General features: G+C 55.0%; 24 protein-coding genes and 1 tRNA gene. 4 read left to right on the forward strand and 21 right to left on the reverse strand.

Going from position 1 to position 22,872, the window contains the following annotated elements:
* The 4 genes from HEQ61_RS03615 to HEQ61_RS03630 form a co-directional block, all read right to left on the reverse strand.
* Nucleotides 1-2,139: an EAL domain-containing protein gene (locus HEQ61_RS03615; RefSeq protein WP_168019466.1), complete on the reverse strand. Its 2,139-nt coding sequence runs from the start codon at nucleotides 2,137-2,139 to the stop codon at nucleotides 1-3.
* A gap of 157 nt (nucleotides 2,140-2,296) precedes the next feature.
* Entirely contained in the window at nucleotides 2,297-2,857 is a 561-nt protein-coding gene (locus tag HEQ61_RS03620; protein ID WP_245183112.1) for an HD family hydrolase, read from the reverse strand.
* Nucleotides 2,858-2,903: 46 nt separating this feature from the next.
* Nucleotides 2,904-4,172, reverse strand: a complete 1,269-nt coding sequence (locus tag HEQ61_RS03625; protein ID WP_168019462.1) for an MFS transporter — start codon at nucleotides 4,170-4,172, stop codon at nucleotides 2,904-2,906.
* A gap of 55 nt (nucleotides 4,173-4,227) precedes the next feature.
* Nucleotides 4,228-5,040, reverse strand: coding sequence for a hypothetical protein (locus HEQ61_RS03630; RefSeq protein WP_168019460.1), 813 nt, complete (start codon nucleotides 5,038-5,040; stop codon nucleotides 4,228-4,230).
* Nucleotides 5,041-5,323: 283 nt separating this feature from the next.
* Between HEQ61_RS03630 and HEQ61_RS03635 the strand changes: the two genes are divergently transcribed.
* Complete coding sequence (locus tag HEQ61_RS03635) at nucleotides 5,324-5,587, forward strand: hypothetical protein (RefSeq protein WP_168019458.1); 264 nt, start codon at nucleotides 5,324-5,326, stop codon at nucleotides 5,585-5,587.
* Here the strand turns inward: HEQ61_RS03635 and HEQ61_RS11480 are convergent.
* The 3 genes from HEQ61_RS11480 to HEQ61_RS03650 are packed head-to-tail and all read right to left on the reverse strand — an operon-like array spanning nucleotide 5,533 to nucleotide 8,274.
* On the reverse strand, nucleotides 5,533-6,990 hold the full coding sequence (locus HEQ61_RS11480) for a sensor histidine kinase (protein ID WP_168019456.1): 1,458 nt from the start codon (nucleotides 6,988-6,990) through the stop codon (nucleotides 5,533-5,535). The two genes, HEQ61_RS03635 and HEQ61_RS11480, sit on opposite strands and share 55 nt — an antisense overlap.
* Before the next feature lie 5 nt (nucleotides 6,991-6,995).
* Nucleotides 6,996-7,679 (reverse strand): response regulator transcription factor, encoded by a 684-nt coding sequence (locus HEQ61_RS03645; RefSeq protein WP_168019454.1) that lies wholly within the window; start codon nucleotides 7,677-7,679, stop codon nucleotides 6,996-6,998.
* Between the two features lie 43 nt (nucleotides 7,680-7,722).
* Complete coding sequence (locus tag HEQ61_RS03650; protein ID WP_168019453.1) at nucleotides 7,723-8,274, reverse strand: PepSY domain-containing protein; 552 nt, start codon at nucleotides 8,272-8,274, stop codon at nucleotides 7,723-7,725.
* Between the two features lie 122 nt (nucleotides 8,275-8,396).
* On the opposite strand from HEQ61_RS03650, the gene HEQ61_RS03655 reads away from it, so the two are divergent.
* Nucleotides 8,397-8,897 carry an EF-hand domain-containing protein gene (locus HEQ61_RS03655; RefSeq protein ID WP_168019452.1) on the forward strand — a complete coding sequence of 167 codons (501 nt, stop codon included), beginning with the start codon at nucleotides 8,397-8,399 and terminating at the stop codon, nucleotides 8,895-8,897.
* Nucleotides 8,898-8,903: 6 nt separating this feature from the next.
* On the opposite strand, the gene rlmH is transcribed toward HEQ61_RS03655, so the two are convergent.
* The 8 genes from rlmH to rplU form a co-directional block, all read right to left on the reverse strand.
* A complete protein-coding gene (rlmH, locus tag HEQ61_RS03660; protein ID WP_168019451.1) occupies nucleotides 8,904-9,362 on the reverse strand; it encodes a 23S rRNA (pseudouridine(1915)-N(3))-methyltransferase RlmH in 459 nt (152 codons plus the stop codon).
* Between the two features lie 31 nt (nucleotides 9,363-9,393).
* Nucleotides 9,394-9,816 carry a ribosome silencing factor gene (gene rsfS, locus HEQ61_RS03665; protein WP_168019450.1) on the reverse strand — a complete coding sequence of 141 codons (423 nt, stop codon included), beginning with the start codon at nucleotides 9,814-9,816 and terminating at the stop codon, nucleotides 9,394-9,396.
* Nucleotides 9,817-9,850: 34 nt separating this feature from the next.
* On the reverse strand, nucleotides 9,851-10,492 hold the full coding sequence (locus tag HEQ61_RS03670) for a nicotinate-nucleotide adenylyltransferase (RefSeq protein ID WP_322099178.1): 642 nt from the start codon (nucleotides 10,490-10,492) through the stop codon (nucleotides 9,851-9,853).
* On the reverse strand, nucleotides 10,480-11,778 hold the full coding sequence (locus HEQ61_RS03675) for a glutamate-5-semialdehyde dehydrogenase (RefSeq protein WP_168019547.1): 1,299 nt from the start codon (nucleotides 11,776-11,778) through the stop codon (nucleotides 10,480-10,482). The genes HEQ61_RS03670 and HEQ61_RS03675 overlap by 13 nt, the downstream gene beginning before the upstream one ends.
* A complete protein-coding gene (proB, locus tag HEQ61_RS03680) occupies nucleotides 11,711-12,910 on the reverse strand; it encodes a glutamate 5-kinase (RefSeq protein WP_168019449.1) in 1,200 nt (399 codons plus the stop codon). Before proB ends, HEQ61_RS03675 begins: the two co-directional genes overlap by 68 nt.
* On the reverse strand, nucleotides 12,898-14,046 hold the full coding sequence (gene obgE, locus HEQ61_RS03685) for a GTPase ObgE (RefSeq protein WP_168019448.1): 1,149 nt from the start codon (nucleotides 14,044-14,046) through the stop codon (nucleotides 12,898-12,900). The genes proB and obgE overlap by 13 nt, the downstream gene beginning before the upstream one ends.
* Before the next feature lie 202 nt (nucleotides 14,047-14,248).
* Nucleotides 14,249-14,518 carry a 50S ribosomal protein L27 gene (gene rpmA / locus HEQ61_RS03690; RefSeq protein WP_168019447.1) on the reverse strand — a complete coding sequence of 90 codons (270 nt, stop codon included), beginning with the start codon at nucleotides 14,516-14,518 and terminating at the stop codon, nucleotides 14,249-14,251.
* 34 nt (nucleotides 14,519-14,552) lie between these two features.
* On the reverse strand, nucleotides 14,553-14,852 hold the full coding sequence (rplU, locus tag HEQ61_RS03695) for a 50S ribosomal protein L21 (RefSeq protein WP_168019446.1): 300 nt from the start codon (nucleotides 14,850-14,852) through the stop codon (nucleotides 14,553-14,555).
* A 459-nt stretch (nucleotides 14,853-15,311) separates the two neighbouring features.
* Between rplU and HEQ61_RS03700 the strand changes: the two genes are divergently transcribed.
* Together HEQ61_RS03700 and HEQ61_RS03705 are read left to right on the forward strand one after the other, a co-directional pair.
* Nucleotides 15,312-15,401, forward strand: a tRNA-Ser gene (locus HEQ61_RS03700).
* Nucleotides 15,402-15,876: 475 nt separating this feature from the next.
* Nucleotides 15,877-16,551, forward strand: a complete 675-nt coding sequence (locus HEQ61_RS03705; protein WP_168019445.1) for a hypothetical protein — start codon at nucleotides 15,877-15,879, stop codon at nucleotides 16,549-16,551.
* A gap of 129 nt (nucleotides 16,552-16,680) precedes the next feature.
* Here the strand turns inward: HEQ61_RS03705 and argF are convergent, their stop codons facing one another.
* From argF to HEQ61_RS03735, 6 genes are all read right to left on the reverse strand, one after another.
* Complete coding sequence (gene argF / locus HEQ61_RS03710; protein ID WP_168019444.1) at nucleotides 16,681-17,613, reverse strand: ornithine carbamoyltransferase; 933 nt, start codon at nucleotides 17,611-17,613, stop codon at nucleotides 16,681-16,683.
* A complete protein-coding gene (locus tag HEQ61_RS03715) occupies nucleotides 17,610-18,827 on the reverse strand; it encodes an aspartate aminotransferase family protein (protein ID WP_167805198.1) in 1,218 nt (405 codons plus the stop codon). The genes argF and HEQ61_RS03715 overlap by 4 nt, the downstream gene beginning before the upstream one ends.
* Before the next feature lie 2 nt (nucleotides 18,828-18,829).
* Entirely contained in the window at nucleotides 18,830-19,861 is a 1,032-nt protein-coding gene (locus HEQ61_RS03720; protein ID WP_168019443.1) for an acetylglutamate kinase, read from the reverse strand.
* A gap of 38 nt (nucleotides 19,862-19,899) precedes the next feature.
* The gene (argC, locus tag HEQ61_RS03725; protein ID WP_168019442.1) at nucleotides 19,900-20,925 is read right to left on the reverse strand and encodes an N-acetyl-gamma-glutamyl-phosphate reductase; all 1,026 of its coding nucleotides are present in this window, start codon (nucleotides 20,923-20,925) and stop codon (nucleotides 19,900-19,902) included.
* A gap of 32 nt (nucleotides 20,926-20,957) precedes the next feature.
* Nucleotides 20,958-22,007: a hypothetical protein gene (locus tag HEQ61_RS03730; protein ID WP_168019441.1), complete on the reverse strand. Its 1,050-nt coding sequence runs from the start codon at nucleotides 22,005-22,007 to the stop codon at nucleotides 20,958-20,960.
* 608 nt (nucleotides 22,008-22,615) lie between these two features.
* Entirely contained in the window at nucleotides 22,616-22,789 is a 174-nt protein-coding gene (locus tag HEQ61_RS03735) for a hypothetical protein (protein ID WP_168019440.1), read from the reverse strand.
* Nucleotides 22,790-22,872 lie beyond the last annotated feature (83 nt).

A 22,872-nucleotide genomic window follows, 5' to 3' on the forward strand; every position in this document is an offset into this window, starting at 1 on the left:
TTACCGTGGGCCGGATGAGGACGTGTTGTCCTCTGATGGTTTTCCTTGCTTTAGACGCCGTGCTGTTTCGAACACGGTTGTCTCAAAAACATTCGGTGGGCACGGTTGTCCGAATGCGTAGCCCTGAAGCGCGTTAACGCCCAAGCTGCGGAGGTGTTCTGCCATGCCCAGTGTTTCCACGCCCTCGACAACCGCCTTCATGTTGAGGGTGTGAATCAGGGACAGGATCGACTGCATGACCTTTTCTGCATTTGATCCCGGGCTCAAGTTTTGCAGCAAGGCCCGGTCCACCTTGACCTCACGCGCAGCGACTGTGCACAGATAAGCCAAAGACGACCACCCCGTCCCGAAATGTTCAAGGGCAACCCCAACGCCAAGAGAGCGGAGGGCGGCGGCAGTTTCTTCGGGGGACTGTGTATTGTCTTCCCTGTGCATGGCCGCTATCTCGATTAACAGCCGTGCAGGGTTGATGTCTGTTTCCTTCAGGGTCTTTTCCAGCATTGCCGCGTATGTTTCTTCATTGAAGAGGTGCGGTCTGGCATTAATGGAAAGATCCAGCGTATCAAAAGGAGCGCCCATGGATTGCCAGCGCTTGAGGATTCGGCAGGCTTCACGGGCGACCCAGCTGTCAATCTCGGGCATGATGCCAAGGTGTTCTGCCAAGCCTATAAAATGGACGGGTGCCAGCATGCCACGGCTGGGGTGATTCCAGCGCAGAAGAGCCTCGGCCCCCACGATGCTGTTATCTTCAGAACGGTATTTAGGTTGAAGCAGAAGCCTGAACTGGCGATGGCGCACGGCAAGGCGCAGCAGATGGGGGAGCGACAGCATATCCGGGTTGCCAGCATTCATTTCCGGGGTAAAGAACGCATAGCTTTGTGCCCCGGTTTCTGTAATGGACAGCATGGCTGTTTCAGCCCGGCTTAATAGCTCCTGTGCCGTGCTGCCGTCATCGGGACATACGGCAATACCGATCGCCCCGGTCATACCGCAGTCATTACTGTTTGCGGTTGCGGCGTCATTCAGGCAGTCAAGGACACGTCCCGCCAAGGCTCCGGCTTCGGCAGCATCGACCAAGTCTTCGGCCAAGATACCAAAACGGTTGTTACCGAAATCGGACAAGGAGTCACGGGTTCGCAGGCACAAGGTCAAGTTAGCTGCCAGAATATCCGGAAGGCATGGCCGCAGTGTCTGGTTTTTACCGCTCTCCGGTAAGGCCGGGCCATCAATTCTGAGAAGGAGAACGGCTGTCTGGCGTCCTGAGCGGTGCGCACGTGTAATAGCCCGTTCCAGTCGGCTTTCAAAGGAAGCCCGTCCTCCTAAAGACGTTGGCTGCTGTTCTTCTTCGGTCTTCTGTCCGGATTGTTCTGGAGAAGAGTGGGGGGCACTGCTATGGGTCAGCCATCGCAGCAGTACACATATGCTGTACAGGGCAATACCGATTACGGATGCCGTAATGGCGATCAGGATGCCCATGGTTTCACGATCAAGCTTGTGGATGTATACAAGCGACCGTGACCGGGGCAGCACGGTAACAGACGGTAATGCCATGGCATACAGGGTTACAATGCCACCGATCATCAGAAGCCCTGCAATCAGGACTGTCTTTTCCGGGCCGTGCGTTCGGGGGAAGGTTACAAAAGCGGCGCTACAGATCAAAGCTGTGATGCACAATGCGCTGACAGACAGGACGGGGTCATATTCCAGATCCGGTATGATCAGCATTGACTCCAGGATACAGTAGAATGTTGCCCACAGCCCCAAGGCAACGGTTCCGCCAGCTAGCGCACTGCGTGGCAGGTTGGCTTCTGTTGTGTCGATGAGGCTCATGCCGGCATAGGCGGCGAGGACCCCGATAACAAGCCCCAGCGATAGAATGAGGGGATGAAAGCCTGGCTCCAGCGCTGTTGGCAAGGCCAAGAAGGTTGTTGTGTAGCCACCCAGTACCCCAAAGCTGAACAGGACAACGGGCCCCAGCGTGTCAATCTTGCGCCGTATTCCAGTTTGTTCTGATCGTGTTGCCAGAAGGTGGAAGGACATCATCGTGCAGATGGCAAGAAAGAGAACCCCAAAGGCGGCGAGGCCGGGGCTGCCATGTATTGCAGCTGTATCCATGAAAAGCAGCAGCGAGAGCGACATCGGGGGCGTCCTTCTCCAGAGACATCCGTCTGGAACTTGCGCACAAGCAACGGCGGCGTTGTGCTGTGCACAGCGCAGGTATTGCAATGCATACAGATAACCCTGGTATCCTGACGGTGTACACCCGGTCCATAGGAACCAGGGGCGCTCAGGAGGCCTATAAGGCCTTGTGAAGTTCGGAAAATGTGTCCAGGAAGAGACGGGCTGCCTCTGTCGCCGGGAGAGGCAATAGACGGGCCCATGCTGCTGGTTTGGCCTTGATCGACAGGACAGGGCGAATCTCGTGCAAAGAGAACCCTGCAAGTTGAACGGCTTCGGTTGCTGCCGCTATCAGGTCTGCTTTCTTGATCCGGGTCTTGTCCGGGCTGGAAAGGCGGGGCGGCAAGCCAAATCGTACGTGGATTGCACACATCAGTCGGTCCTCAACCTCGCGGAAGACATCCCCTACAACGGCTTTCAGGGGGGTAACCAGGTCATGCGTGACATATTCCGGTGCGTCATGGAGAAGTCCGGCAAGCAAAAGGCTTGGTTCCGGGCGTGGCCTGAACCGTTTCATAATGTCCACGACAAAGACGCTGTGCTGTGCAACAGACCATGCATGTGGCCCAATGGTCTGCCCGTTCCAGCGGCTGTTGCGGGATAGGCCAAGGGCAATATCGGTTATTTCCACATCCAGAGGTGACGGGTCGACGAGGTTCAGTCGACGACCCGAAACCATCCTTTGCCATGTCCTTGGAGCATGGCCCGACAGATGACGGGCTATGTCACCCGACATTGCGCCGTCTTTGTCCAGCTTCTCGCAGCCCGGACGGAACGGTGCGGTGAAGGGCAATTGGCTCGGCTGCCATTGTATCCCCATCTTCTGCTGCCCTGTGGCAATCATCTTTCTGCACAAGGCAAACAACAGACATGAAGACGCCACATGCTGCGATGAAGATGAAGAAGCCCAAGGGACCTGTTATCTCCATGGCCTTTGCCACCAACAGCGTGCCAGCCATGCAGCCAATGGCATTGAAGAGATTCATGGCACCGGCCGTTGCGGCCAGCTTGCTTGGGGCTGCCCGGTCATTCGAATAGGATATCGAAAGCGGAAATGCCACGAACAGCATGCCACTGAACACGAACACCACCGACAGGAATGTCAAGCCGGAGAAGGTGGAGGAGTCCGGACTGGTGGCGGTTATGGCTGTCAGAACAATGGAAAGACCAGTCAGAAGCAGGCTGACAGCCAAGATGACGTGGCGCCTGTTGATGCGATCCGACAATTTACCGACAGGTATCTGGAAAACCATGGCACCAAAGAAGCCGCACAGCATCAGGGTTGATACGCCCTCTGCGTCCAGACCAACTTCGACCCCATAGCGGGGCATCATGCTGTAAAAGGACCCGAGCAGGATCCCCGATACGGTAGCGCCAATCATGCCAAGGCGCGGTGTGGACATAAGAGCGGAGAGACCGATCTTCTCGGGTTCCGGACGTGCGGGGCGTTCTGCTTTTCGGGTCAGCATGACCGGCACAAGGGCCAGCGTTGCAATGCCCCCTGCCAGGAAGAACAGGATATCATCGCCGATGTCGGCCACTGTGATCAGCTTCTGTCCGCCGCCAACAGACAGATAGGCGGTCAGCATATAGATAGCTAGGAAGGTTCCCCGTTGTTGGTTGTTGGCTTTGGCATTCAACCAGCTTTCAAGCGCGACGAAGGATCCCGCCATGCAGAAGCCCGACACAATACGCAGCGCTCCCCATACAATGGGGTCTACAACAAGGCTGTGGGCCAGTGCCGCCAAGGCGAACCCGATAATCATGACATACAGGTAGCGGATATGTCCGATCGACGCGATAAAGCCTTTGGCCAGGAAGGATCCCGCAATCAGCCCGACATAAAAGCAGGCGAGAACATTACCGGAGACGGTCTCGGAGTAGCCTTCCATCGACAGCCGGACGGACAGCAGGGTGCCAAGAAAACCGTAGGCAGTGGCCAGCAAGGCCAGACCACCCAAAAGATTGGCAAGAGAGCGAAACAAATGCAACATGCCCGCAGGTATCCTTACAGCGGGGTTGAGCGGAGAAAGGACGAAACAACACGTTTCAGGGTGTTTCAGCCATTTCGGTGGTTAGAACGCGTGTCGTGCGACCGACGCTGTCCTGCTTGGGTTCGGCCCCACAGGATGGACAGGCCCCCTCGCACATTTCGCGGACAGTTGTCAGCATTTCCTCGTCATAAGGCGGAGTCCCCACGGTTTCCCTGTGGCCGCATTCCATACAGACGAGCTGCATGCTGGTTCTGTGGCGTGGTCTTGGTATCTCCTGAACTGACGCCGAGGAGGATATACGCCTGGGGGTGAAGCCAACAACCCTTTTTTCAGCCCAGCGTGCCATGGCTTTTGCCACTTCCATGGCCCCTTCAATCTTTCTGGCGGGAGCGCCGTGGCGTTCAGCCATAAAGGCCCAGAACTCAACAACTTCTGCAGCAACGGCATCCGAGGCAACGATCACAAACACGGGCTCATCAGGGTGAGCCGAGTTCAGGACCGATGCATGATCTTCCCGTTCGGAGCGTGCGGTGCGCACACAGACCCGTCCATCTGATGCGGATTGTACGGGTAGTCTTTTTTCAATCCAGAGGTCAGCTGCCCGGCGCTGGCGTTCGGCACGTTCCAGCTTGTCTGCAGGCACCCCACGATTGCGTGCACACCAGATCCACCACTCTATCGTCGTCGTTGAAACCATGTCGCGGGCACGCAGCACAAAAACAGGTTCGTCGTTGCGGGCGTTGTTGATCACGCTGTCCGGGCAGGTCAACTCATCGCGCGCCGATACGTAGTTCAGGGCAGCACGCAGGGACGAGGCTGTCGCGGAAAGCCCGTCGGCAACGGTTGTGTCTTGGGTATGTGAACTCACGTCAGAAACTCTCCCGGGTTTGCAAGGGCGTGGCGCTGGCCGTGCCATCATAGCGGCTCGGGAAGAATCAACCAAGCCCTGCCTGTATTAATTTCAAATAGAATATCAGCAAGTTGTTATTTCTATTGGTTATCTTGCTCAATGCGTTCTTGGGGCCTTATTGGGGGGTGTGAGGTGTTTTGTTGTTGCGTCTGTGCCTGTCATGATGACTTCAATCTGTTCATCCATCATTGAAGGAATACCCCCACAGGCCGTTCTTTTCACCCAGTGAAATCGTATCATCGTGCAGGTGACAACGCCATGGGCTGTGAAGGTTGAGAAAACAAAGCTCGATATCTTGGTGTGTTGCGAGAAAGAGGGATATTGTACGGCTGAGATTACGGTAGAGTCTGATGTTGCAGCCATGACATTCGGCAACATTATTCTTGGTGGTGGTACTGGTGTGGTGATTGATGCTGCTTCCGGTGCCAGTAACAAGTACAGCCCGTCCAGTTATCTGATTCCGGAGAGAGAAGAGGCGGCCTCTACCGGTTCAGCAGCGCTGTAGACCCGTTCAGTCTGTTGCCGACACGTCGTATTTGATGCGGGGAGGGTTACATGTGCCATAAGGCCCCCAAGGATTGCGGAGCGCCCAAGGTGCAGCGATCCTCCCGCTGTTCGGGCAAGGTCGTCTGCAATCGATAACCCAAGACCACTGCCTGGTTTGCTTTCATCAAGGCGATGCCCCCGGTGCAGGGCTGCGTCGATATGTGAGTCCGGTATGCCGGGTCCATCATCATCCACGCTTATCCATAACTCACCGTCAACGTTTGATCCCGCCTGTACAACGACTTGGCCCCTTGACCACTTGCAGGCATTGTCAAGAAGGTTGCCAATGATTTCCTCCAGTGTTTCCTGGTTGCCGCAAAAAGAGGGGCAGTGTTCGTCAAGGTTAACCTTGATGTCTGTCTTGTGAAGGTGACGCATGGTCCGGCACAGACGCTCAATAGATGGTTCTGGCGCCGTACGCAGGCCCCGTGTCTTTGTGGATGTTTGGGCCCGTGCCCGTGCCAGATGGTGCTCAATATGGCGTTGCATGGTTTCTGTTTGTTGCTTCAGAAGACGTGCAGCCTGATGCTGTCCCCGTTTGTCCAGTTGATCCGATTCATTCATGATGACGGCCAAGGGTGTCTTCAGGGCATGGGCCAGATTGCCGGCGTGTGTCCGTGCGTTTTTTACCATTTTGTCATGGTGAAGGAGAAGTGCATTAAGATCTTCGACCAAGGGCACAACTTCAATCGGCCAGCGGCCTTCCAGAGTATTGTTTTTTCCGCTGCGGATATCGGCCAAGGATTGCCGTAGGTGCCTGAAGGGTGCCAGACCGAATGTTATCTGTCCCCAGACGGCAGCTGTAATTCCAATGGCAAGAAGACCAAGGGCAATCGTGATAATGCGGCAGAATCTGGTAAAGAGCCGCTCCAGGCTGCGTTCATCTGTTCCTGCAACAATGCGAAACAGGCGATGTGTTTCCGGCAGGGTAATAAACCGCGTGACGGCCAGGATCTTGGATTGTCCTAGTCCACCGGCATACTCGACCTGTATTGATCCATCGAGGGGACTTGCTGCGTAGGGAAGCTCCATTTGCTCATCCCAGAGTGAACGGGATCGCAAAATGACCTTGTTTCCGTATTCCACTTGCCAGTAAAGGCCGGAAAGAGGGCGTTGAAACAGCGGGTTTGCCGGTCGGGACAGCAGGGTAATCTGACCGTCGGCACCGATATCGATGTTGGCAGCAATATGGTCAAGGATGACAGACAGGCGGCTGACCATCTGGCCCTGCACAAAATTCTCGAACAGGGCTTGCAGGCCGAAGCCTGCAATGGCCAAGGCCATGCTGACCCAGAGTGCGGCTCCGACGAGAAGACGTACCCGTAATGATGGGTTTCGATTCTGTGCAGGTGTTTTGGTCACAGAGGTCAGGATCCTGTTCTCTGGATTGTATTTTCTGGCAAGGCTTGGTAGCCAAGGCCGCGGACAGTCTGGATGATGTCGCAACCCAGTTTGCGCCTCAGTCGCCCGATGAACACTTCTATTGTGTTGGAGTCACGGTCAAAGTCCTGCGCATAAAGATGCTCCGTCAATTCGCTACGCGAAATGATTCGGCCCTGATGATGCATCAGGTAACTTAAAACCCGATATTCGTGGCTTGTCAGGGGGACAAGCTTGTCACGGACCATAACGCGACCGGTTCGGGTGTCCAGTTGAACAGGCTGACAGACCAGCTCATTGGAGGAATGGCCGTTGGAGCGACGGATCAATGCGCGGATACGGGCCAAGAGCTCTTCCATGCGAAACGGCTTTGCGAGATAGTCGTCGGCCCCGGCGTCAATGCCATCAACCTTTTCCTGCCAGCTGGAGCGGGCGGTCAGAATCAGCACAGGTGTATTGATTCCTGATTCGCGCCATTTTTTCAGGATGCTCAGTCCGTCAATACCGGGTAGTCCCAAGTCTAGGACGATGGCATCAAAGGGTATGCTTTCACCCAGAAAGTGGCCATCTTCTCCGTCCGCAGATACATCCACGGCATAGCCATAGCTCCGCAGGGTCTGGAACAGCTGAGATTGCAATGCTGGTTCATCTTCGATAACAAGAAGACGCATAAACGAGCTCTTTCTGGATATTGTGGCGTTCTTTGATGCGGTGCTACCGGTTTGTCCTGTCCTCTGGTGGAAGAGGCAGGTCTGGTTCCAGTGAAGACGGTGGTGGTGGTTCGTCTATGTCGGGTTCCAGCCATTGCAGCAGGTTATGATACCATGGCAACGTACGTGGTATATGCCCCATTGCTGTGGGGGGTGAGGGCGGCTCCTCTCTCACGCGTGATCGCATGGATCCGGGAGATGCCACTTCTGCAAGTGCAGCAGGTTCCCCCCGATACCAGCGGACAAGATCGTGACCGCGCGCGCTGACCAGTTCTTTGGTAAGGGCATCGTAGCGCACCTTCAAGATGCTTCCATTTGGGGTCAGCATTTTAAGATTGTATACCCACCCCTTAAAATCCCTTGAAAGATCGGCCTGTACGATACGGCCGGAAAAATCAGCTTCGCACGTTGTCACAACATCACGGAGAGAGGCAATTTCTCCAGCCTCCAGAGCATTCCGGGCTTGCTCGTGGCTATAGGACCGTGAGTGAACAGGAGGCGCAGCCAAGAGAACAGCGCATATGGCTGACGCTATTATTTTCGATGTCTTGTACATGGCCACATGAAATATAATTTATGCATAACGGAGTGTCTACGAATATTATTCCATTATACGGACATCATATTTGTATGACAACGTTCTATTTCATGTGGTTAATCCATGTATAAGGAGCTTCCATGATGAGGGTACGGAATCTGGCCTTTTTTATTGGATCATTTGTATCTTGCTTTTCATTACTTTCTTCCCAGGTGCTGTCCTCTCCATATGAGGACCGGACGGAGGCTATCCTGCAAGTCTTTGACCAGAATCGTGACGGGGTGATTACGCGCGATGAGCGATCGGCGGTGCGTAACTCAAGATTTCATCAGCTTGATGGAGATCAGAGCGGGTTTCTTGACCGGGCTGAGTGGATGCAGGGATATCGTAGCAGCCTGGATCATCTGTGGGTCCATCCCAAGAATGAGATCGCGCGTGAGAAGCACCATGTCTGGATGTATCGGGCTATAGACCTGAACCAAGATGGCCTGATCGCGTTGGATGAGTTTATGTCCTATGACGATGGAATCGAGGCTTTTGACCTTGATCACGATGGACGCATCAGCCGGGATGAGATTTCCTCTGTCCTGCGTAACAATGCGGAACGGCCCCGTGTTTGCGACCATCGCGAGGAGAAATAGGGGAGGTCAGTCCCGGTGATAGGGGTGGCCATCCATGATACATTTGGCCCGGTACAGCTGTTCGGCCAGCATACCGCGTACCAGCATGTGGGGCCATGTCATGCTGCCGAATCCCAGTAGAAGGTCTGCGCGGTCCCTGACAGCAGGATCGTGCCCATCAGCGCCTCCGATGAGGAAGGAAATGGTCGAGGTCCCTTCACCCAGCCACCGTTCCAATGCAGAGGCAAAGTCCCTGCTGCTCTGCATGCGCCCACGTTCGTCCAGAACAACGACTTTTGATCCCGTTGGGACGCAGGACAAGAGGAGCTTCCCCTCCCGGGCCATGCGGTCTGGCACCGGGAGGGGTTTCTTCTCTTCGACTTCTCTTAAAAGTACAGGTTCGCGCAGGCGTGACAGGTAGTGTTCATACAGCGCCCGTTCCGGCCCCGGGCGGGACCGACCCACCGCTGCGATCACAAAAGGCATTATTGCGCTCCCGGCTGCGAGATGCCTGTTGTCACGCCGTTACTTCCCAGTTCCCGCCACTTCTGTGCACCATGTTTTCCGGTACAGGTGCATTGCCGCCGCCCCACATTCTTTCCAGATTATAGAATGCCCTGACTTCGGGACGGAACAGATGGACCAAGATATCACCGGCATCGATCAGGACCCAGTCGCAGGTTTCGCGTCCTTCGGTTGCTGCCCGGATGCCGTGTTCCCTGAGCATATCGACAACATGGCCCGCCAAGGCTGATACATGACGTGGGGAACGTCCGGATGCAATGATCATGGTGTCGGCCGCTGACGTCTTGTCGCGAATATCGATAACCGTGATGTGCTCAGCCTTGTTGGCGTCGAGGCAGTCGCCGATCAGGCCCGGAAGACCATCTTTGTGGGACTGTGGTGCAGGGGTCGTATGAATGGTTCTCTCCTCTGGCATAGCCGTCTTGTCTCTGATATCCGGGTCCGGCCCTTCAGGTCCGTTCCTCAGGCTCCCTTCTCTGGCTCCGTATTGCCGTTGATGAGGCCGGGTGGAGCCGTATCCGCAGGAAAGCCCATGCCGGTGGTGTCTTGCCTGCCAGATCACTCACCTGCGATGCCGCAACACGGAACCGCAGGAAGCGCTGGGCGGCTGTGCCAACCAAGGCTCTTCCAGCATATTCACCCCGGTCCAGAATCGCAACGGGGACCAGGGAAAAGATTGTAGACCAACGATACCAGTGCGGTATCTGTAGCATATTGTCCGCTCCCATCAACCAGACAAATTGGGCGGCCGGGAATCGGGTTTTCAGGGCACGCAGGGTATCGGCTGTAAAGCGGGAGGGCAAATGGCTCTCAAGGCCGCTGACCCGGATTCTCGGGTGGCGTGCCATGTGGCGTGCCTTTTCGATCCGGATCGGAAGGGGGAGCATGCCTGCCCTTGGTTTCAGCGGGTTTTGCGGCGAGACCAGCCACCAGACCTCATCAAGGCCCAGCCGGCGAATCGCTTCCAGGCTGATATGACGGTGTCCGTCGTGGGCTGGATTGAAAGATCCCCCCAGAAGCCCGATCTTCCGCCGGCGATGGTCGCCCCGGCTGGGTACCGGGCCGGGAAATGTCAGGTCTATGCCCGACACTGTCCGTTACCGCGCACGTGGTACTTGAATGTTGTCAGTTGCTCTGTCCCAACCGGCCCCCGGGCATGCAGTTTTCCGGTCGCTATGCCAATTTCGGCCCCCATGCCAAATTCTCCGCCATCTGCAAACTGGGTTGATGCATTCCACATGACGATGGCGGAATCAACTGTGTTGAGAAAGCGTTCAGCAACACTAGCGTCTTCGGTGATGATGGCGTCTGTATGGTGGCTGGAATGACGTTGGATGTGCTGGATGGCCTCATCTGGCCCCCTCACAATCCGGATTGACAGGATCGCATCCAAGTATTCCGTGTCCCAGTCGTCATCATGGGCGGGCTGCATGGAGGGCACAAGGGTACAGGCCTCAGGATCGCCCTTCAGCATGCACCCGCGTTCTGCCAGCGCTTCTGCCACACGTGGCAGAAGCGCTGGAGCAACCGTGCGATCAACCAGAAGCGTTTCCGTTGCTCCGCAGATGCCGGTACGGCGCATTTTGGCATTCAGTACCACCGATACGGCCATATCGGGATCAGCTGCTGTATGAAGGTAGGTGTGGCAGATCCCGTCCAGGTGCTTCAGAACAGGAATCCTGCTTTCGGCCGTGATACGTTCAATCAGGGACCGTCCACCGCGTGGAATGATAACATCGACATAGCGATCCATGCGCAGTAGCGCCCCTACGGCAGCGCGATCCGTTGTTTGTACCATCTGCAGGCATTCTTTCGGCAAGCCCGCTTTCTTGAGGCCGGTATGCAGACTCCCCAGGATGGCCTGTGATGAATGGAAGCTCTCCGATCCCCCCCTTAGAATGACAGCATTGCCGGACTTCAGGCAGAGACCACCGGCGTCGGCTGTTACATTGGGGCGGCTTTCGTAAATAACCCCGATGACCCCCAGGGGAACACGAACACGGGAAATCCGCAGGCCATTCGGGCGTTCCCAGTTGGCCAGCACAGTCCCCAGAGGATCCGGCAGAGATGCAATATCTTCCAGGCTACGGGCCATGGCCTCGATGCGATGAGCATCAAGACTCAGGCGATCCAGCATGGATGGCGTGATACCTGCCGCCTGTGCCGCCGAACGGTCTTGCACATTGGCATCCAGAATAAGGTTCTGATCACTCCGCAAGGCCTGTGCAGCCTCTGTTAATGCCAGGTTACGGGCAGTACTCGGGGCTATTGCCAGAATGGACTGTGCCTGCCGCGCTTTTTGTCCAATATCATCCAGGGAAAGACTGTCTGTCGCGTTCACCTTGTGCCCCCTGTATCGGGTCAATGACCATGTCATCACGATGTATCAGCTCTTTGCGTCCCTGGCAGCCCAGAATATTGGCAATATCCGCGCTGTGGCGACCCATGATCTGTTGCGCTTCTGTTGTTGTATAGTTGGACAGGCCATGGCCCAGAACAGACCCGTCCGGGCCCATGATGCGAACCGTATCACCGCGGGAGAACTCTCCGTCAACATGTGTAACGCCTGCGGGCAAGAGAGACCCACCATTCTGCAGGGCCTGTGCAGCCCCGGCGTCAACAACAAGGCATCCCATGGGAGATATAGAACCGGAAATCCACTTCTTGCGTGCCGGTGGTACGGTTCCTGAGGGTAGGAACCAAGTTCGCTGACCTGGCTGATTGATGGCTGCCAGCGGGTGAAGGGTATGGCCGCTGGCAATCACCATGGCACAACCGGCATTCATGGCAATCCGGGCTGCCATCAGCTTTGTGACCATGCCACCTGTTCCGACGCTGGTACGTGATTCCCCGGCTGCTGCTGTAATATCGGGTGTCAGTTCCCGAACCTCGGGAATTAGACGGGCCGAGGGGTCCGTTGAAGGATCGGCTGTATAGAGACCATCAATGTCGGACAGAAGAACCAGTGTATCCGCCGCCACCATTTCTGCAACCCGGGCTGCCAGGCGGTCGTTGTCGCCGAAGCGTATTTCCTGGGTGGCAACGGTGTCGTTTTCATTGACAACCGGTAATGCCCCAAGCCGGAGCAGGGTATCCAGTGTATTGCGTGCATTCAGATAGCGGCGGCGATCTTCGGAATCACCCAAGGTCAGCAGGATCTGTGCAACCGTAATCCCGTGTTCAGCCATGGCTTCCTGCCACGCATGGGCCAGGCGGATTTGCCCTGTTGCCGCTGCCGCCTGTTTTTCTGCCAGTCTTAACCGTGTTCCTGTCAGACCCAAGTGGTGTCGTCCGACAGCAATGGCGCCGGACGATACCACGATGACCTCTGCCCCATGTGCGCGCAGAGCCTTTATGTCCTGCGCAACTGAAGCCAGCCAGTCCCCGCGGATGGTTTCGCTGGGCGCATCAACCAGAAGCGCCGACCCGATTTTGACAACGATACGCCGTGCCTGCTGCAAGGTCCGTTGTTGTATATCAGGGTCGCATCGTGTCGTCATGGACGCCATTCTCCATCCTCGTCAAGAGGCGTGTACCAGTCTCCCTCGTCCTCATCAAACTCATCCTGACGATCGGGCAGGGGTGGCATGGGTCCCCTTTCATAGCGACGGACACCGGTGTCCAGGGCTGCGCGTGGAATATTCCCATGTTCGGCCCGGTCTTCCTGAACAAAACGGTTCAGCAGGCGTAGGATATCCGGCAGATTGAGTCCAGCGGCTCCTGACATCGTGTAGACACTTTTACCCGCTTCCGCTTCAACCAGTTTCTTCTGCTCTTCGACCAGTTCCGGGAACAGGGCATCAATCTTGTTCAGGACGATGATTTCACGCTTGTCAGCCAACCCCCCGCCATAGGCTTCCAGTTCGGTCCGTACGATACGGTAGTCTTGGCCAGGATCATCCTGGGTCCCATCAACCAGATGCAGGAGAACGGCTGTTCGTTCAACGTGTCCCAGAAAGCGATCGCCCAGACCATGCCCTTCGTGGGCTCCCTCGATCAGGCCGGGGATATCGGCGATAACGTATTCATCCCCGTCAATCTGGGCGACGCCCAGGTTGGGGTGCAGGGTTGTAAAGGGATAGTCCCCAATTTTGGGGCGTGCCCGCGTAACCGCAGCCAGGAACGTAGACTTGCCGGCATTGGGAAGGCCAACCAGCCCGACATCGGCAATCAGTTTCAGGCGCAGCCACACTTCAGCTTCCTTGGCGGGCTCCCCCGGGTTGGCATGGCGGGGCGCCTGGTTTGTTGATGACTTGAATCGTGCATTGCCCCAGCCACCGTTTCCGCCCCTCAGAAGCACTGTGCGTTGTCCCGGCGTTGTCATGTCGGCAAGAACGGTTTTCTGGTCAGCGTCCAGGACCTGTGTTCCGACCGGAACCTTGATGACGCAGTCGTGCCCATCACGACCTGTCATATTGCGCCCGGCCCCGCCGATTCCGCGTTCAGCCTTGAAGTGCTGCTGATAACGGAAATCGATCAGGGTATTCAGGTTCTGGACGGCCTCTACGATGACGTCGCCCCCGCAACCGCCATCACCGCCGTCGGGACCGCCATATTCGATGAATTTTTCCCGGCGGAAACTGACACAGCCGTTTCCGCCGGCGCCGGATTTAATATAGATCTTGGCCTGGTCCAGAAACTTCATGTGCTTTCTGCCCGTCTTTCATGCTGTGTAACGTCCTGTCTGCCGGGAAAAGCACAAAAGCTTCAGAGGGCTGACCCCCTGCAATGCAGGCTTCCGGCTTGGACGCCAAAAAGGGGAATGGACACTCCATTCCCCTGTCGGTCGTTACAGTCTGTCAAGGACTGTATCCGATAATGAAAAGGGATCTCTCCCGTTTCCTGTTTTATTCCGCAGCCTGCGCAGCTGGAACGACAGAGACGTAGGTCCGACGCTTGAAGCCCTGACGAAACTGCACATTGCCTTCTACAGTGGCAAATATGGTGTAGTCACGACCCAAGCCCACACCCTGACCCGGGTGCCACTTTGTGCCGCGCTGACGGATGATGATATTGCCCGGAACGACAGCTTCGCCACCGAACTTCTTCACGCCAAGGCGTTTGCCCTCTGTGTCGCGACCGTTACGCGAAGAGCCGCCTGCCTTTTTATGAGCCATTTCTCTGCTCCCTTATCTGACCGAACCAGCGTTCTCAGCCGCTGATGCCGGTGATCTTCACCAAGGTCAGAGCTTGGCGGTGACCATTCTTGCGGCGATAGTTCTGGCGACGTTTTTTCTTGAAAACGATCACCTTCTCGTCGCGGAACTGTTCCAGCACCTCGGCGGTGACGGAGGCACCGTCCACCACGGGGGCGCCGACCTTGTCGCCGACCAGCAGGACCTGGTCAAACTTCACGGATGAACCCGTATCGGCAGTGATTTTCTCAACTGCGATGATGTCATCCTTGGCGACCTTGTACTGCTTGCCGCCGGTCTTGATGACTGCGAACATGGTGCTGCAACCTTTTTTTATAATCATGGGGCGGGAAACCATCAGGCAACCCGCTGAAAGAGGGCGCAATAATACGCACGCGACCCCAACTGTCAATGGGGGAGGCTGAAAAACCCCCCGGTTTGCCCTGACTTTTCTGCCAGGTCCTGAAATATCTCCGTAATTATGGCTTGGAAGGTGGGAGTCGTCGGGTTTTGGATTGCGTATTTTGGGCTTCTTCAGGTGCGGGTACTTGTCTTTCCGGGGGCTGGGATCCCTTATTCTACTGCGATTCGGGCTCTTGTTATGAGTTTTTGAGGTCTTGCCGCTGCCTTCTCAGGTCATTCTTGATAAAAACAGGGGTTGCAAGAGGATGCTGCCCGCGATATGGTCCGCCGCCTCCGACGACTGCGGTTTTTGCAGAAAAACCAGAAATTTCGGAGCAGCTGCTATCAATAAATCAAGGTAGCAGATCAAGGTGGAGAGGTGCCGGAGCGGTCGAACGGGGCGGTCTCGAAAACCGTTGTACCCGCAAGGGTACCGTGGGTTCGAATCCCACCCTCTCCGCCATTTTCGTTCTCCAACGCATTGATTTATAAGCACCTTCAAAAAGAGAAGCGGCACTGTCCCACACTTTGACCACACTTCTGTGGGATGGGAACTGGTGTTGCCTGCTTGCAGATGCCCTCTGTGCGGCTGATGTGACCATATAATCCAGGTATCGACCCTATGGTGTAGGGGGCAGCCCCTTCTCACGATGTCTTGCCCAATCACAATAATACCATGATTTGACATGATATTCTTTCTTATGAGGAAAGATCATGTATTGTGTCTTATGCGTTTTCCAGGGTGGAATAATGCCAGAATGATCCAATGTATTGGATAGATTGATGCGATATGGGGGGATTGCAAAATGATCCATAAAACGGACAGTGATTTTCGATCCAAAGTATTCTGGTTGGCTGCAGCGCTTTCGCTTCTGTGCATGATTGTGTTTGCATATTAATTATATTCACCGGGGCCGGGTATAAAGACGTGGCGTGGGATGTCGCTGGATGAACGGGGGGAATTCATTTCAGGCTTTTTCTCTCCCTTGGCTCTGATATGGGCGCTTGTTGCCGTCATTCTCCAGCAAAGGGCCTTGAGTCTGCAAAAAAAGGAAATGGAGTTGCAGCGCGGAGAGGTCGAGGAGCAGACCAAAATCTTCAAGGAGGAACCCAGAAATATGGAAAGGAGTGACTTCAGGGGGCATCTGGCAAGTCTTGATCGGCAATTGCAACGGCACGCGCTTATGATCCGTGAATGTGCAGATCCGTCCTTCAGCCGTTTCGATTTGTCAGGGTATGGAGAAGAGGATGTTGAGAAGACAATCCAGAGCCTGAGATCTCTTGATCAGTCTGCTATTAAAATCCTTGGAAAGGGTAATCAGCAGAAGATGGCCGACAGAATGTGCAGCTATGTTGCGCGTTTTGAACGGCTGAAAGAACGGGCATCAGCCTGCGGTCTTGATGAAGAGTACAATTATTACAAGCGCTATACACCTTATGGTCATTTTCTGGAGTCGTGCAGGAGAAAGCTTGAGCTCTTGGCAGAATGCGGCATCACAAGCAGTCGTTACTGGCGATATGATAACAAGAAGCGGCGCTGGGTGAACAATTATCAGGAAAAGATAACCGCAGCGTATGACCGGCAGGATGAGTTGGTTCCTGAATATTCGTGACAGTGACAGAAAAGCATCTTTTCAGGGCTGTGAATGCGATCATGTCACACACGATACCAGCCCTGTCGCTCCGCCTTCTATCCTGTCTTCGGAAGGGCGGAAGGCGGACACTTTGTCTGTTTGGTACCGTTATGACGGGTTGTGCGCCATATTATTATGTTCCGGTCGGGGTATCTTGACCCCCGCGTCTTTAAGGCACCATGCCAGAACAGCTTTTTGGGCGTGCAGGCGATTTTCCGCTTCATCGTATATGACAGATGCTGATGATTTTGCGACCTCTTCGGATACTTCTTCCCACTCGTGGATCGGCAGGCAGTGCGTGAAAATAGCGTGGGGCCGGGCCAGTGACATCAGGGTGCTGTTGACCTGATAGGGCAAAAACGGCTCAATGCCCTTGCCTTCCTGCCCCATGGATACCCACGTATCGGTGATCAGGACATCGGCATGATGGGCGGCCTTCTTCGGGTCCGGCTCATAAGGAAAGTCGGGTGAAGGAGGCATAACCTCTTCCGGCCCGCTGACAACCATCTCATATCCGAACAAGGGCGCTGCCAGTACATATGTTCTGGCAACGTTGTTGTAATCCCCGAACCAGGCCAGTTTACGCCCGTTGATGCTGCCCAGGTGTTCTTCGATCGTCATCAGAGAGGCGATAATCTGGCAGGGATGTGAGCGATCCGTCATGCCGTTGATCACCGGGATGGTGGCATGGTGGGCCAGCTCTTCCAGTGCGCTGTGGTTGCTCATGCGCACCATGATGGCATCAACAAACCGGGACAGGACCTTGGCGGTGCTTTCAATGCTCTCGGCGCCGCCTATCTGGGATTCCTCCTTGCTCATCACGACGCTGTGGCCCCCCAGCTGTTTCATCGCCACTTCAAAGGACACACGTGTGCGTGTTGATCGCTTGTCAAACAACATGGCAAGAGAAAGGCCAGAAAACATTTGTGGCGGCTGGTGTTTGAGAGCTTTCAGCTGGCGTGCATGCCGGATAAGACCGCGCAGTGTGCCGGGCGGAATCTCTGGCAGGTTTATGAAGTGCCGTGGTGTGTTTGGCGTCATTGAAGGTCCCCCAGTGTTTTCTCAATGATCTCCAGAACATCCTGTGCCTGGTCGTTGGTCATGATCAGTGGTGGTGTTATGCGTACCGTGTTCTTTCCGGCTTGGGTGGTCATCAGTCCGTTGGATTGCAGGGCATGGATCAAGGTCTTCACATCCATGGATGTTTCCAATCCGAGCATCAGCCCTTTTCCCCGAACATCGCTAATCAGGGCGCTTTTTCTTTGCAGCCTGCGCAGGCCGTTCTGCAGAATTTCTCCAACATTCCTGACCTGTTCCAGGAAGCCGGGTTTTTGTATTTCCGAAATGACGGCATGGGCCACCGCGCATGCGAGAGGATTTCCGCCATAAGTGGAACCATGTGTGCCGGGAACAAGGGCTTGTCCGAACCGTTCCCTTGCTCCCATGGCCCCGACAGGGAAGCCCCCGCCCATGCCCTTGGCCCAGGTGATGATATCCGGTTCGGGTATAGCGCCATTCTCATCGGAAAAGGCTTGATGTGCATGCAGAAAGCCAAGCCTTCCGAAGCCGGACTGCACCTCGTCAAAGATCAGACAGATGTCATGCGCATTACACAGCATTCGCAGTCCGTGCAGGAATGCCGGCTCCGCCACTGTCAGCCCCCCTTCGCCCTGCACGGGTTCGACAAGGATCGCGGCTGTCCTGTCCGATATCAGGGCAGTTACACTCTCAAGATTATTGAACGTGGCCCATTTGATGCTGGGGAGATAGGGGCCAAAGAACGGTTGGGCGTGGCATTTCTCTGTTACGCTTGCAGCGCCATAGGTTCGTCCGTGGAACGAATTCCGGAATGTGATGATTTCGTTGCAGGCGGTGCCCTTGGTTTCGCTGGCCCATTTGCGGGCGCATTTCAGGGCCGCTTCCACACTTTCGGTCCCGGAATTGCAGAAGTATACGCGATCAATGCAGGATGTTGTGACGATCAATTCTGCGGCTTTTAGCCTTTCCGGTGTTGCGTAGGAATTCTGGACAGCCATCAGCCGCTTACCTTGCGTTTGCAAGGCGTTGAGTACAGCGGGATGCGCATGCCCAAGGGAGGCGACCGCTATGCCGGCAGCACAGTCGATATACCTCTTTCCCTCGGTATCATGGACATAGATGCCACATCCGTAATCCATCACCACGGGCTGGGGTTCATAGGTTCTGACCAGGAGATCAAAGGTGCGATCAATGATATCGTGTGTTGTGTCTGCCATTATTACCCTGCCAGCTCTCCACCCAAGGCCGCTTGGGCCTCGATTTCATTCAGGTAATGCATGCGTTCGGATTCCCTGATCAGCATGGTGCCGGGGCTGACAGGTTCGTAGATTTCCTTTTTCAGGGCGTCTCTTCGCAGTCCGGAAATCAGGTGAATGCGGCGAACCCCGCCATGCAGGGCTTTCAGGCAGTTCTCCAGCTTGACTTTCATGCCACCGGTTGCGGTGCCGTTGGCAATCAGCCCCGGAATATCCTCTGCCATAATCATCAGCGCGGTTTCTCCCTGAACCTGCACGCCGTCAACATCAGAGAGGAAGATCAGTTTCTGCGCCTGTGTCCCAATCGCCAGTGCTGTGGCAACTGTGTCGGCATTGATATTCACAAGGTGATGATCTTCTGTCATGGCCAGGCAGGGGCAGGCGACAAAGCGTGTCACCTTGAACAGGCGTTGCAGCGGACGGGCAGATACAGTGTTGATATCGCCCACCAGACCAAAATCAACCGGTACCTTTGGGCGGAGTTCCACATTCATCCAGTCTGGCGGCACCGCATTCAGGCTTATGCCTTCCAGACTGGCCCGTGCCATTGCCTGATAGACTGCAAGCGAGAGGCGTCCCCCCAGAACATCGATCATGATTTTCAGGTCATCCGGCGTTGTGATGCGGCGTCCTTGGTGCTTGTTTATGGTGATGCCGCGTTCTTCTGCCTCTGCATCCATGGCGGCGCCGCCACCGTAAACCAGCAGAACCCTGACGCCATGCAGGGTCAGGTCCCGTATATTTTCCAGAAGGTTCTGCCGTGCAGTATCATTTTCTATGACCTTGCCGCCGGCTTTTATAACGAACAGGGTGTCGCGGAATTTACGTTCGTAGAAGGCATTGATACAAAACTGGGGCATCCTCGTTTTATTTGATTTCCGGATGTCTGACACATCGGGAAGCAGATCGGTCCCGGCCCCGGCGCCAGATGCCCTGTCTGTTGTCGTGTCCCCGGTCTCTGTCTTGAGTGTTGTCACCGTTGTCATCCTTTTCATGCCGTTGCCTGATGTCCTGTGCGGCTGGTGTGTCGTGGCTACGGGTACATGGGCGTAAGCGTATCCAGCCCCGTTGTTTCACTCAGTCCGAACATGATGTTCATGTTCTGCACAGCGTTTCCACCAGCGCCCTTCACGACGTTGTCCAGCGCACCCTGAATCAGAATCTGTCCATTGTTGCCAAACTGATAGCTGAGGTCACAGTAGTTTGATCCCACAACATGTGCGGCCTCTACCGTCTCTTGCAGGCGGACAAACGATGTTTTGGCATAGGGGCCTGGCTTTTCTTTGTTTGGCAGGAGGGAGGCAGGGGTTGTAGATCGGCTGTTCAGCGTCACGAAGCCTTGTGCGAAAATACCGCGTACAAAGGGGCCGGAGCTTGGCACGAAGTTCATCTGTGCTTCCGTTATGCCTGCCCCGCGGGCGATTTCCGCAATATGGCGGTGTGTGTTGATGCTGTAGGACTTCAGGTTATGACTGCGGACAGGGTGATGTGTTGTATCTGACGCTGTTTTCCCGGCACCACTGGATCCGGTTATGGCAAAAAGGTTTGCGTGTGCAATGTGTCCCTTGAACGGCAGAAGCATAAGCTGCATCAGGAGAGCGAAGCAGCCTGGGTTGGATACGGTGGATGCACCGGCTATTGTCGTGTGTCCGCTGATCTCGGGGGCGCCATAGACGACTTCTTTCAGCAGATGGGCATGCCTGTGCGGGCCATAGTATTTCTCGTACTGTTCCGCATCATCCAGGCGGTAATCGGCTGAAAGATCGATGACTTTTACCTTTCTGTGCAGTTCGGCCACGATGTCCTGCGCTGCCTTGTGTGGCAGGCAGATGAAGACCACGTCGCTGTCTGCAATCAGTATATCGGTTGGGCAAGGCGTGATGATGTGGGGCAGATGGGCAAGGTGAGGGAAGATCTCACCAATACGGGTCTCTTGTTCCACGCGTGCGGCAAGCTGGGCAATCCTGACATTGGGGTGTGCCAGCAAGATCCGCAAAAGCTCCACGCCGGTATAGCCGGTAATACCAACAATGGAAGCCCTGATTTTTGTGATGCTCATAACCGGAAATCCCAAGCTGTCATGGCTGGTTTTTAGGCTGCTGTTGACCAGCGGTTGATGACAAGGTCAAGCCAGTCATTGTGGGGATGAAAGGCGTTGTAGGTCAGAATGCCGGGTAGATGTTCACGGACCAGATCCTGACCGACCTGGTTGTCTGTTACCGGGCCGCTGATGATATCAAGGGGGACACCCATGGCGGCACATTCACGCGCCAGCATAATGGCCCCGGCAGGATCACGGGCACAGCCGATATGCAAGCGGATGTTCGTCTGAATCTGTGCGTCTTTCAGGATTGCTGCCACACCATAACGCCCCAGAAGACCATCGCCGAATTCCACAACAATGGCATCGGGTTTGCCGAGGCTTAGATGTTCGATGGCACCCTTGGCAATGCGGATGACTGTTGTATCGTCCAGATTGGCAGTGGATGTTATGCCGCAATCGACGAACGATACCGTCTTTTTTACGCCATGGTCCTGCATTTTGTAGGTATCACGTTGTAACCCCACTCCGGTTACCTTTGTTCCTGCCAGATTCATGCCGATACGGGTAAGGGTTTTGATGATTTCCGCTGCGACCGTTGTTTTTCCACTGTCCATAGATGTGCCGGTGGTGATGATCAGGGGCGTATCCGATTTCATGATATCAAGGGGGGTAAACACGGTTCCGTCGGATATGTTGAGCAGCGCGTTGTGTCGCATGATACCGCCCAGAACCCGGATTCTCAGGGGCTCGCCTACTTCCTGTACATTGGCTGATGTGCAGATCCCGGCTACACCGCCTGCGTTGAGCAGGTGAATGGTATCATTGACCTTGAGCGAAGCAGGCAGGTGGCCGGCAAATCCCTTGAGGGCCATGCGTTGCCCCAGTGCGCAGGCAATAATGTCTCCTTTCTTCAAAAGGGACATGCGGCCAGAGGGCAGTTCAAGCGTGTTGTAGAGCTTTTTGTCTTCCAGAACTTCGGCTGCCAGCACTGTACCCATGCAGCAGGAAAGTTGGTTTGTCAGTTCCTCTTGATGTCTTAGTCCGAGATTTTTTGTGACAGAAGCGATTTTATCAATCTGGATATTTTGTGTGGTCATGTGGATCAACCTTTTCAGACATGCGCCCAGCCCCGGTCTGGCCGCTTTTCCAAGCCTTCAGACGGAGGTTCAATGTTGGGGTCAAATCGTCAGGAAGAACGCTTTATAAATCCCGGACCCTGACAGCAAAGCCTGCCGCGAAGGAGAACTTCGGGCATCGGGGGCGTTGCAGGAAGGATTCACGCGTCAGGGTCATGACATTCCGGGACAGCAGGACTAAAACGGTTTTGGCAGTGGTGCCGGTAACACAATAGAAAGCAGGCTGGGCACGCAATTACCAAAACGTGCCAAGAGGATTGTATCTCAATCTTCTATTTATGGAAGCATGATCGTCATCAAGGGTTGATATATTTTCCATGTGGTTCGATTTTTTGCAGAGAGAGCAATCCGGAATCATCTCTATGCCATTGAGAGTGGCCTTTACCTGTATCCCTGTGTGCGGCTGTAGCTGCACTGGATTTTGTCTTTGGATGATCTTGGTATCAGGGTTAACCGATGGGGCCGCCGCCAATTTTGCAGATCACTGTATGGATGCTCTTGGTGGCATGAATTCATGGAAATCCGGCCAGCGTGTTGACGATGTGTCATAGGTGCTTCCGGGTTCATTTTCAGGATGCTGGATCCGTGCTGATCGCATCAGGTTGGCCGGCGCATTCTGACAAGACATCCAGGAATGAGGGAGCTGTTGATGTATTGGAAATCCGGTCATCGGCGCCAAGATCTTCAGGAGGGTGTGTGCGACCGGAGCAAAGGTGTGAACGTGCCATAAGATGTTTGAGCACGACGGTGAGAATGCTGGTGGAAAGAGAGCGTCACCTGAAATTGAAGGTTTTTTGAAATTTATCCATGGCAGTGCAACCAGATT

It is taken from the genome of Haematospirillum sp. H4485 (assembly GCF_012102745.1).
Lineage (GTDB): Bacteria > Pseudomonadota > Alphaproteobacteria > Rhodospirillales > Rhodospirillaceae > Haematospirillum.